The sequence below is a fragment of the Chryseobacterium sp. ERMR1:04 genome, assembly GCF_001297705.1.
In the GTDB taxonomy this organism is placed as follows: domain Bacteria; phylum Bacteroidota; class Bacteroidia; order Flavobacteriales; family Weeksellaceae; genus Chryseobacterium.
Map to the genome: position 1 here is coordinate 1,568,439 of NZ_LIRF01000003.1, position 12,531 is coordinate 1,580,969.

The window sequence follows — 12,531 nt, forward strand, 5'->3', positions numbered from 1 at the left end:
ATGCAAAAGAAATGCGGACTAAAGTCCGCTCCTATTGATGACATCAGGATAGCAATTTTCAATCTAAACAGAAAAGTTTCAGTAGAAGTAAAGCGACATCTTTGTCATTCTGAAAGAATCTCAACGATCCTATTTAAAAGCTAAGTCTAGATTCCGATGGAATGACAAACTATATGAATAAATAAAATTAGAGCTTTTCAAAAACTTGGGGATTTCTTAAATTTCGGCTAAAGCCCAGGTTATTATGCAAAAGAAAAGCGGACTAAGTCCACTCCTATTGATAGCATCAGGATAGCAATTTTGAATCTAAACAAAAAAGATCAATAGAAGTAAAGCGACATATTTGTCATTCTGAAAGAATCTCAACAATCCTATTTAAAAGCTAAGTCTAGATTCCGATGGAATGACAAACTATATGAATAAATAAAATTAGAGCTTTTCAAAAAACTTGGAAATCTCTTAAATTTTGGCTAAAGCCAAGGTTATGATGCAAAAGAAAAGCGGACTAAAGTCCGCTCCTATTGATACCTTGATCGTATCATATGATACGATCAAAACTATTAGTCAAAACAAAAAAAAGCGACCGAATTACTTCAGTCGCTTTCAAATTCGAACTATATTAAACTAAAAACAATTACTTTCCGCCACCGCCGTTTTTCTCAACATCGGTTTTGATATTGTCTTTTACTTTTTGATTTCCGAAACGTTTTACGAAAGACAATGAAACACCATACCAGTCCCATTTTGAATAATTTTGAGTGGTCCCCATGTTACTAAATGTTGTTCCGTCATATACTGGTCTTTTAAAGATATTCATCAACTGTACGCTGGTTTCAATCTGTGTTTTAGGAAATATTTTGGTCATAGAAATTGTATGGAAAACGTTGGCTTTATTCGCATAAGAATTTCCATTATTCTGGTTCGAAATTTCTACCCATGCACTTAGATTGATGTTCTTGTTAAAAAGATTCGTGTACGATATATTCGTAGAAGCACCAATATAACTTATATAATCCTTGGCACCCACTAAATCATTTTTAAGATTAAAATCACTGTTGTCATTATAATACCATCCAACTCCAAGATTTACACTCAATTTATTCTTCAGGAAGGTCTGATTGGTATTCGCATACAGGTAATATTTTTCAATTTTCCCTGTGAAATTCCCGGGATATGTCACCGTTTTTCCATTTTCAGTTGCAAAGGTTGTCCAATAATCCTGATTGGTAAACATATATCTTGCAGAAATAAAATACTTTTTGAAAAGCCCTAATTTCATTACAATCCTATCACTCGGATTAGGATTTAGATCCATATTTCCACGGGAATATATTCCTTCGTTATTAGGAATAAGGAAAGGATTAAACTCTGTATACCACGGACGCCAAACATTGCGGTTGTACGTCAGACTCAAATCATATTTATCCGAGAAAGAATATTTCACCAATATATTGGGAAGGAAATTTCCGTATGATTCTTTTCTTTTGGTTCCGGCAACGTCTTGTTGTATTTTGAAATCAATGTGCTCATATCGAAGTCCGACTCTTGTTTCCAGTTTTTTGAAGAACGTTTTGCTATAATTCAGATAAACAGAATTTACGTTATCCTTATACCTGAAATTGTCATTCCTTCTATCTGTATTATTTACATCAGGATTAAAACTGATAATATTTTCGTAAAGATCATAAGGAACTACGTTATTATTAAAATCCATTTTACCACCAAACTCCAACGTACCCCCAGATCCAGAGGTCCCAAGAGGCTGTGTATAATCTACTTTTAGGTAATAATTACGGGTTTGATTGTAGTAGGAAATTGAGGTTTCATTAAACGTTTTAGCAGCCTTGAAATCAATTCCATTTTTTATAAAAGTATTATCTCCTGACTGGGATTCATAATTAGAACCAATATTAATATCTAAAATTCTGTTTTTCTCTTTATCATAGTATTTATAGAAAAAATTGGTTCCCAACATCCGGTTAAGTCCCGATGAATTTTGATTCTGAATATAAGTTTGAAGATCATTATTAAGAGAGATACTTCCGTCTGCATCTGAAAAAGAGGAAACTTTACTTTGATAATATTCCAGAATAAGCCCGATGGTATTTTTATCGTTTAACGCATATTCTGAGGTAGAAGAAACAGAAGGGCTTTGGCGTTTATTGGTATCTACACTGTTAAAATTACTAATCTGCTTATCTGAATACCGAGTATAGAGATAGCTGTTTTTCTCAATGTGCGTATTGTCATTGTAACTTCCGATTAAGGTCTGCGTAAAGTTTTTCTTATGATAATTCAGATTGAGGTTGCTGTATTGTGAGTTTTTGGTATTTTGTTTGTTATTCAGCGTTACACTTCCTTTCATTCCTTCATCATCACGTTTTTTAAGGACGATATTGATGACAGATCCTGCACTTTCATACCTTGAAGACGGACTTGTAATGACCTCAATTTTCATCAGATTATCCGCCGGAATTGTTGCCAAATATTCCTTTAATTCTTTCCCTGTAAAAACAGATTTTCTATCATTAATATATACCGTTACAGATTCCCCTTCTGCTTTGATAGCATCATTATTATCAATACTTACCAAGGGCGTCATTCTCAAGACATCCCAAGTGGTATTTCCTGCTAAAATGGAGCTGTTGGCAACATTAAAAACAGTTCTGTCTGCCTTAGATTCTACAGTTGCCTTTCTCACTGTTACGGTAACAGCTTCTATATCTTTTCCTTTAATAGAATCGTTCTTTACCTGAGCAAAAGTTAAGGTTCCTATTAATAAAACAATTGTTGATATAATTCTTTTCACGAAATTTAGTTTTTCACCTATAAGACACTTATCATACAAGGTATGTTACATCTAATTTTGAAAAAAATTAAAATAATTTCTCTTTATTCTAATTAAGCATTATGTTATTATATCTCATTGATATATTATGATAAAACATTCATAAAAACAACCAAATTTCCCACCATAAAAAACAAAAAACGCCCGAATTTCTTCGGACGTCTGCAAAAAAGCAAATTACAAGGAAAATTTAAATATGCTGATTGAGTTTTTCAAAATACTGAACAACACCTACCTCCGGAACATATAACTGACCATTGGAACCATTCTCGAAATCATTCGTCTTATCCAAAAAAGAATTACTGAATAAAGCGTAAGAAGGCTGTTCTGCAAAGTCATTTTTAAGCAATTGATGTGCTTCTATTACCGTCGGACCATAGAGTTTCTTGAAGTTCCCGAGAGTATATTGTGAAAACTTACCATAATTAACAATGAATTTTAAAGACAGATCAATAGACGTATTCAGAACCTCACTTAATTCTTTCACCTTTCTGTTAAAAGCATTCCTCATTGTATTAAGCAGTCTTGAAACCGTTTGAAACGATGGTTTCGAATCATATTTATAAAACAAAATAGCATCCCCTTCGATTTCTGAAATATCAAAATGCTGATCATTCACCTGAAGCAATGTAGCAAGCAGTTCTCTTACAATATATTGCCCTGTATACAATTTTGTATTGAATACAAATTCTGTAAATCCATTGAAGTCCGGAATAAGTATGATCCCCTCGTGTATGTTTGTATTCTTCATGTCCTATTGGATTAAAAACCTGTTGTATCCTAGTAGACGCAACAGGTTTCATTTTACTTTATTGCCAACCTCCACCTACAGATCGGTAGAGCATCGTAATTGCATTTAATCTTTGTGCTTTCAGAGAAGCGAGATCTAATTCTGCCTGAAGTTTATTGCTTTGAGCCAAAATAACTTCAATATAAGTCGCTGAATTATATTTAAATAAAATATCTGCTTTCTTAACGGCTTCATTAGATTTCATCACCAACCCTTCTGCAATTTTTTGCTGTTCTTCCAGTTTTTGAATCTGAATTAATGCATCAGAAACCTCTCCCACTGCTTTTAAAACCGATTGTTTAAAAGTAATTTCAGCTTGCTGTGACAACACTTTTGATTGCTCGTATTGCGTTCTCAATTGTTTTCCGTTCAAAAGAGGTTGAGCGATTACCCCTGCTACCATTCCGAAAAGTGATCCCGGAACACTAAACCAGTGGCTCGCCTGAAAAGCATTTAGTCCACCCTGAGCGGTAATACTGAACGAAGGATACATACTCATCTTCGCCACATGAATTCCGGAAATACTTTTTCTCAGATCCAATTCAGCACTTTTTATATCGGGTCTGTAACTCAATAATTCTGCTGGAATTCCTGACGCAATGGCTTCAGGCGTCTGAACAGTATTCAAACTTGCGCTTCTTTCAATTTTATCAGGCATTGAACCTGTTAAAAGACTTAATGCATTTTCCTGAGTCGCAATAGAACTTTCAATGGCAGGAATTGTTTTTAAGATCTGATCTTTCACAATTTCCTGTTGCTGAACGGCCAAAGCTGTTGTTAATCCTACTTCCTGTTGCTTCGTCAAGAACTTCAATGTCGTATCTGAATAAGCTAAATTAGATTTTGTAATTTCCAACTGCATATCCAACATCAATACATTATAATACCCTTGAACCACGGAAGCCACCAACTGTGTTCTCACGGCTTTTGCAGCTTCCTGAGTTTTAAGATATTCGGTTAAAGCCTGTTCTTTTCGACCTCTGATCTTGCCCCAAATATCCGCTTCCCAAGAAATATTAACAGACGTTGTATAATCTTCGGTATACTTTCTTCCCATAAACTGGCCAGCCATCATTCCGTTCATACTGTTGTCTGAAGGCCGGCTGAGACTTGCATTAGCAACCGTTGCGCTTACCGTCGGCACATTGGCCCACTTGCTTTGATTGTAGGCCAAAGAAGCAAATTCTATCTGTTTTAAAGCCAGTTGAAGATCATTATTCTGAACAATCGCTTTATCGATCAATGCTACCAAAACAGGATCTTTAAAAAAGTCTTTGTAGCTGATCTTTGCAATATTTTCGTTGTTGTCTGTAACGATGGTATCACTTCTAAAAGCTTCGGGCATTTTTATTTCGGGACGTTCATATTTCTGAACTTTACATGAAACTGCAACCCCTGAAATTAATGCTAAATATGCTATGTTTTTAATTGAATTCATTTTTAAATATCATTAGAATTAATATTCCCAATCGGCTTCTGTCACCTCTTTACCATTGATTCTTTCATGCAAAGACTGGAATACCACAAACAGTACTGGAACCACAAAAATTCCTAAAACAGTTCCGAAAATCATCCCTGAAATCGCTGCATATCCGATGGAAAGATTCCCCATTGCAGAAGGACCAACCACAAAAATCAACGGAATTAACCCTGTGATAAAAGCCAACGAAGTCATTAAGATCGGACGAAGACGAGCCTTGGCTCCTTCCACCGCAGAAGCAATTAAACTCTTCCCTGCTCTACGTCTTTGGATGGCAAATTCTACAATCAGAATTCCGTTTTTCGCTAATAATCCAATCAACATCACCATCGCGATCTGAACATAAATATTATTTGAAAGATCGGCCAATGTAATGCCTACAAATACTCCCGATAAACCAACAGGAATCCCGATCAATACAGCAAACGGAAGAATATAACTTTCATACTGTGCCGATAACAGGAAGAATACAAATACGATACATAATCCGAAGATCATTACAGATTGCGAACTTGAAGTAGCTTCTTCACGGCTCATACCTTTATAATCATACGTAAATCCTGGAGGCAGCACTTTCTTGCTCACTTCTTCAACCGCTGCCATTGCCTGACCAGAACTGTATCCCGGAGCTGCCATGACCGTTAAATTAGAAGAATTAAACAAATTAAAACGATCTACCACTTCTGCTCCTGTTACTTGTTTTAAGGTGACCAACGTATTGACAGGAACCATTTGACCCGCATTATTTTTAACGAAAATACCATTCAATGATTCTTTATCCTGTCTCGTTTCCGGAGTAGCCTGCACCAATACTCTGTAATATTTCCCGAATCTGTTGAAATCCGAAGACTGAATACTTCCGTAATAGCCTTGCATCACGCCCAACACATCAGAAACACTCACTCCTAGCTGCGCTGCTTTTACCTCATCTACCAAAACTTCATATTGAGGATAAGAAACATCAAAAGTGGTAAATGCCACCGCAACTTCCGGTCTTTGCATCAAAGCACCCATCATTCCGTAAGAGATATTTCCTAAATTCTGAAGCTCTCCGTTTGTTCTGTCCTGAAGCACAAGCTCCATTCCACTCGTATTTCCGAAACCATCAACTGTTGGCGTATTAATTACCAAGAAATTAGCTCTCTTATCCTTAGAAAGCATTCCCTGAGTTTGCCCGATAATTTCATTGATATTATTAATCTTTCCACGTTCTCCGCCTTTCTTTAATTTAACGAAAATAGAAGCTGCTGAAGAAGACATTGAACCACTGAAAAGATTCAATCCATCCACAGAAATCACATTGTCAACCGCAGGATTTTTCATTAATAAATCTTCTGTATCAGCCACTACTTTTGACGTTCTGTCTTTTGATGCTCCAGGCGCCAAATTAGCCGTCACGATAATGAAACTCTGATCTTCATCAGGAATAAATCCTTTTGGTGTAGTCATAGACATCCAAGTAAATAATCCGCCAAACACAATGATAATAAGGAATGCGATCCATTTTCTTTTCAATAAGAACAACACTGCTTTTCCATAACGGAATGTCAGTTTATTAAAACTTGCATTAAAACCAGCGAAGAAACGGTCTTTGAAATTCATTTTTTCATGAGAACCTCCGTGATTTTGTTTTAAGAATAATGCACATAAAGCCGGACTTAATGTCAATGCATTGACCGCAGAAATTACAATCGCTATCGCCAATGTCAAGGCAAACTGCTGATAAAATAATCCTGTAGAACCACTCATAAATGCTACCGGAACGAATACCGCAGACATGATCAACGTAATCGAAATAATGGCTCCTGTGATCTCACTCATCGCCGACATGGTTGCTGCTCTCGCATTGAGTTTTTTATGTTCCATTTTAGCATGAACTGCTTCCACGACCACAATGGCATCATCCACCACAATTCCGATGGCGAGTACCAAAGCAAATAGCGTTAAAATATTAATTGAGAATCCGAATATATTCATGAAGAAGAACGTTCCCACAATAGAAACCGGCACCGCAATCGCCGGAATTAAAAATATAATCAATAAGCAATCGCCGGAATTAATGTTGAACGGAAATCCTGCAAGAAGATATAAACCACGATGAATACAAGAATAAATGCCTCTATCAAGGTATGAATTACCTGCTCGATGGATTGATCTAATGCATCTTTTGTTGCATACGGAATTTCATACGCCATTCCTTCCGGAAAGGATTTCTCTAGTTCTTTCATTCTTTCCTGAAGCGCAATCTGTACTTCGTTGGCATTCGATCCTGCCATTTGGAAAATCGCCATCGTTACGGATGGTTTTTTGTTGAAATTTGAAGAAACCGTATAGCTGTACGCTCCAAACTCAACTCTCGCAACGTCCTTTAATTTTAAAACAGAACCATCGCTTAACGCTTTGATCGTAATATTTTCATACTGCTCAGGCTCCGTGAATTTTCCTTTGTAACGAAGGACATATTCCATTGATTCTTTACTTCTTTCCCCGAATCTTCCAGGTGCCGCTTCCAAGTTTTGAGATTGAATTGCGCGAGAAACCTCCGCCGGAGTCAGGTTATATGAAGTCAGTTTATTCGGATCCAGCCAAACACGCATCGAATAATCTTTATTTCCATACACCATGGCATCCCCTACTCCTTTTACCCTTTTCAAATCCGGAACAATATTAATCTTTGCATAATTCTCCAGGAAAAGATCGTCCATTGTGCCGTCTTTACTCGTTAGAGAAACCATCGCAATCATACTGTTCTGTCTCTTCAACGTAGTAATTCCCGCCTGAACCACCTCCGCAGGAAGCTGATTGGTAACCTGAGCGACCCTATTCTGCACGTTGATGGCTGCCTGATCGGGATTAGTTCCTAATTTAAAGATCACCGTGATACTTAGCGTACCGTCATTACTCGCTGTAGACGTAATGTAATCCATATTTTCAACTCCATTGATGGCGTTTTCCAATGGTGGCGCTACCGATCTCGCAATTGTTTCAGCATTAGCTCCGGGATATGCTGCCGTTACCATGACGGTAGGCGGTGCGATATCCGGAAATTTCGTAATCGGCAGATTGAGCATACCGACAACCCCCAAAATAACAAGCAATACGGAGATAACCGTTGCCAGTACGGGTCTTTTTATAATTTTCTTTAACATGATCTTTTCTTACGATTTTTTCGGTTGAGCATTCTTTTGCTTTTGAGCAACAACAGGAGTTCCCGGCTGTAATCTGTCGAAACCGGTAACGATGTACTGATCTCCTGCTTTTAGCCCTTTAGAAATAATGAAATTGTCTCCTGCTTTTCCACTTACTTCAATCGGTAACTGAGCTGCTTTTCCGTCTTTTATAGTGAATACAAAAGTTTTATCCTGAATCGTTCTTGTAGAAGCAATCGGAAGCAAAATAACATTGCTGTAAAACTGTTCCATCACAATTTTTCCGGTGTTTCCACTTCTTAATAAGTTATTCGGATTGTTGAACTTTGCTCTTAAAGTAATAGAACCTGTTGTTTTATTAAACTGACCTTCCACAGCATCAATTCTCCCTGTTTCAGCATATTTCTCCCCACCCGAAAGCAATAGAGAAACTGCAGGCGTATTTTTAATGATCTCATTAATATTGCTTCCAACTGTCTGTTTCTGGAAGTTATTAAAATCATTTTCACTCATGCTAAAATAGGTATACACCTGATGAATGTCTGATAAAAGCGTGATCGGATCCTGATTGGTTGGCGTTAATAAACTTCCCAAACGATAATTGAATCTTCCAATATATCCACTTACCGGAGCTTTAATTGTAGAAAAATTAAGATTGATCTTTGCCGATTCAATAGAAGACATCGACTGGCTTACTGCTCCTCTTGCTGCATTATAATTAGCCTCCGCCTCTTTTACCTGAATATCAGAAACCATTTTATTTCTGAATAATTCTTTCTTACGGTCTACATCAATTTTCGAAGTTGAAAGATTCGCCTGTGCTGTAATCAACGCTGCCTGCGCACTTTTCAATTGTTCACGGAAAATCTGATCTTCAATTTTAAATAAAGACTGGCCCGCTCTCACATAATCTCCTTCATCTACAAAAATTTTGGTTAAATATCCCGTCACCTGAGGTCTGATCTCCACATTGGAAACTCCTTCCACAGAAGCCGCATATTCTCTGGAAACAGAAGCATCTCCCTGTTTTACTATATCCACAGGAAGTTCCGGTGCCTGTTGCTGATAAGATTGGTTTTGATTATTTTTCCTGCACCCCGCCAAAACGATCAGCGAGAGGAAAAGTATAGTCGATTTCTGAATAAAAAATCTCTGCATAACAATAATTCCTTTAAATTTTACGGGGCAAAATTCGTTCGAAAAAAGTTGTACAGAAATATTCAAAAAACCTCTTGATTTGTCAAAAAGACTCCTTATTTTGAGTAAGTATGAGAAATGTCAGGTTATTTTATTTTTTATACAGATTATTTTTTGTGAGTGTTTTTTATTTTTTTGAAAATTTAGTATTTAAGTTTTGGCTAAAGCCATTGATTTTGGTTTATTGATTAAACGGACTAAAGTCCGTTCCTGTTGATTTAGTTTTGTGCTGATTTTTCTTTTATCTTAACACAAAAAGTCAAGACTGGAAACTTTCGCTAAAAATGATTTTGATTCTCTATAAGATATCAAAGGGAGTTATCAAAAATATTTAATCTTTAATACAAATCATCTCTCTTATACTCCAAAGGAGATTTACCTACATGTTTTTTGAAAAATTTGCTAAAAGACGCCTGATCAGAAAACTTCAATTGGGTAGCTACTTCATTTACGTTGGCGGTCGAGTTTTTAAGCAACAATCTGGCTTCTACAGCCAACACTTGGTGGATAATATCTCTGGGAGATTTAAACATGGTTTTATTGATGACTTTCGTTAAATATTTTCGGCTGATGCAAAGTTCATCCGCATAAAACTGAACACTATGCTGATCTTTAAAATGTTCCCGAACTAAGGTAAAAAAGCTCGTGGTGATTTCATCTTCTCGAGAGGTAACCTGATGAGATTTTTCTGTTTTCTTGAAATAATTATCAACCTCATAAATAACCAGCGAAAAGTGATGCCATATCATTTCGTTGAAATAATAATTCTCTTTTTCTGTGTTATTCAATACCTTCAATTCATCCAGATGAAATTCCATCTTGCGAAAAAGATCAGGTTCATTTTTAATTACATTGGTGTCTATTGATAGGCTCCTCAATATATCGCTCGATCTATAATTAAAACCGGCATTCGAAATAAAGTCTACCGAAAAGAAAATGTACTTTCCTACGTAATCATCCGAAACTTCTTCTATCCAAAAGGTTTCAGACATCGGACAAAAGATAATATCTCCTGCCGAACTTGTATAGCGTCTATCATCAATTCTGAACTGCTCGTGTCCTCCTTTCACCAAAATCAAGCAAAAATATTCAGCACGGTTCGGAACATTCAGGTTCATCGCATAGTTCGCACTGTCAATCGTCATGACCACAAACTCTTTAATTCTGAGATCAAATTCTACTTCTTTAAGAAGTTCTTCAAAAGTGAAATTGGAGACAAAGTCAGAAGGCTCAACAGTGCTTTTCTTAGGCATTTCGATGAAAATTTTGCACGAAATTAGTGAATAAAATCTGTCAACTATTAAATACTCTATTGAAAAACTGAATCATCCTTTTTCAAATTGTTTAACAACAAGCCATTGCTTATTTTACAAACTTCGACGTAATTTTTATATTTCAATAATCAATTCCTTCTCGTATCCATTATACTTTTCATCGATGTAACCATGAGGATTACAAATAACTTCCGTTTCTCCAATTGTATACCTACAAGGCGTGTGAATATGCCCATGAATCCAATACAAAGGTTGATATGCAAGAATAAAATCTTCAAGGTTCGAGGCATATGCTGAAGTGAGTGGATCGTTTTTATATTTCTCCGGAACAGACTGAATACTTGGTGCATGATGTGTAACCACAATATTTTTCATGCCTTTTGAATTCTCAAGGCTTTCCTGCAGCCATAATTTGGAGAGCTGATGAATTTTAAAAGTATCAATCGTTCTCATTTTTGAATAAGAAGGATCTCGCGTTATCTTTTTATAATCATTCATTTTCGGCTGGCAAATCATTCCGTAATGCATTGGATTTCCAAATATTGAAAAATCTGTCCATAATGTTGCACCATGAAAACGAACTCCCTCAATATCTACAAAAGAATCTTCCAAAACAAAAACATTGGAACTCTGAGCAGCAGCCTTTATTTTATTCAATGTTTTCGGATATGAACCTTTATAATATTCATGATTGCCCAACACGTAAATCACCGGTTTATTCGGAATTTTAGATTTGATCCATTCAATTCCTTTGGTTCCTAGATTTACATCGCCAGCAAGCACAACCAAATCAGCATTATCAAAAGACAGATCGGTTAATCCAAATTCTTGATGAAGGTCGCTGATGATTTGTATTTTCATTTTGCTAAAATAAGAAAGAATCATAATTCTTACCCCATTTTCCGTGTACACGATTTTAAATTAAGGATTAATTTAAGTCTTTTTTAATATTTAAAATTATTAAATTCATAGCAAAATTATTAAATTTAATCCACCTAAAAATTACAAATTATGCCTTGGAATCCTGAGATTTATAATCAATTTAAAAATATTCGTTTCAAACCATTTTTTGATCTTGCCGAGCTGATTAAAGACGAAAAGCAGATGAAAGCGATTGATCTGGGTTGTGGAACAGGCGAACAAACCGCCATTCTTACGGAGAAATTTCCGGATGCTACATTCATTGGAATTGATTCATCAAGTGAAATGCTTGAAAAGTCTAAAACGTTGGAAAATGATCGAATGCATTTCCGACAAGCCACAACGGAAGAAATCCTGAATAGTGATGAAAGCTGGGATCTTATTTTCAGTAATGCGGCTTTACAATGGTCTGACGGTCATCAAAACCTGTTTCCGAAATTAATTTCTAAGCTAAAAACTGATGGCCAGTTAGCCATCCAAATGCCGTATCAGCCAGGTAATATTCTGAATCAAATTCTGTTTGAACTTGCCAATGAAGAACCTTTCAAATCACAACTCAACGGCTGGAACCGACCTTCTGCAGTTCTTACGATAGATGAATATGCTCAAATCTTATTCGATAACGGGATTGAAGAGTTGAATCTTTCTCAAAAAGTCTACCCTATTATTGCGGAAGACCATGAGACTTTATTTAATTTTATTTCAGGATCGGCTCTGATACCTTATTTGGAGAAATTGAATGAGGAACAGAAAATAACTTTTACAACAGAATTTAAGCACCAAATTGCAAAGAACTTTCCGAAGCTTCCGGCGATTTATTCTTTTAAGAGGATTTTGATGTATGGGAGAAAAAAATAATTATAAAATCGGCT

The 12,531-nt window shown here is 36.1% G+C and carries 7 protein-coding genes and 1 pseudogene; 1 reads left to right on the forward strand and 7 read right to left on the reverse strand.

Going from position 1 to position 12,531, the window contains the following annotated elements:
• Window positions 1–634 precede the first annotated feature (634 nt).
• The 7 genes and pseudogenes from AMQ68_RS07120 to AMQ68_RS07150 form a co-directional block, all read right to left on the reverse strand.
• Entirely contained in the window at window positions 635–2,809 is a 2,175-nt protein-coding gene (locus tag AMQ68_RS07120; protein ID WP_054510051.1) for an outer membrane beta-barrel protein, read from the reverse strand.
• Window positions 2,810–3,038: 229 nt separating this feature from the next.
• A complete protein-coding gene (locus tag AMQ68_RS07125; protein ID WP_054509873.1) occupies window positions 3,039–3,599 on the reverse strand; it encodes a DUF2652 domain-containing protein in 561 nt (186 codons plus the stop codon).
• Between the two features lie 58 nt (window positions 3,600–3,657).
• Window positions 3,658–5,076, reverse strand: a complete 1,419-nt coding sequence (locus AMQ68_RS07130; RefSeq protein ID WP_054509874.1) for an efflux transporter outer membrane subunit — start codon at window positions 5,074–5,076, stop codon at window positions 3,658–3,660.
• Between the two features lie 18 nt (window positions 5,077–5,094).
• Window positions 5,095–8,267: pseudogene (locus tag AMQ68_RS07135) on the reverse strand (efflux RND transporter permease subunit).
• Window positions 8,268–8,276: 9 nt separating this feature from the next.
• On the reverse strand, window positions 8,277–9,425 hold the full coding sequence (locus AMQ68_RS07140; RefSeq protein WP_054509875.1) for an efflux RND transporter periplasmic adaptor subunit: 1,149 nt from the start codon (window positions 9,423–9,425) through the stop codon (window positions 8,277–8,279).
• 377 nt (window positions 9,426–9,802) lie between these two features.
• Window positions 9,803–10,717, reverse strand: coding sequence for an AraC family transcriptional regulator (locus tag AMQ68_RS07145; protein WP_054509876.1), 915 nt, complete (start codon window positions 10,715–10,717; stop codon window positions 9,803–9,805).
• Between the two features lie 135 nt (window positions 10,718–10,852).
• Window positions 10,853–11,650, reverse strand: coding sequence for a metallophosphoesterase (locus tag AMQ68_RS07150; RefSeq protein ID WP_241775070.1), 798 nt, complete (start codon window positions 11,648–11,650; stop codon window positions 10,853–10,855).
• 99 nt (window positions 11,651–11,749) lie between these two features.
• On the opposite strand from AMQ68_RS07150, the gene AMQ68_RS07155 reads away from it, so the two are divergent.
• Window positions 11,750–12,517, forward strand: a complete 768-nt coding sequence (locus tag AMQ68_RS07155; RefSeq protein WP_054509877.1) for a methyltransferase domain-containing protein — start codon at window positions 11,750–11,752, stop codon at window positions 12,515–12,517.
• Window positions 12,518–12,531 lie beyond the last annotated feature (14 nt).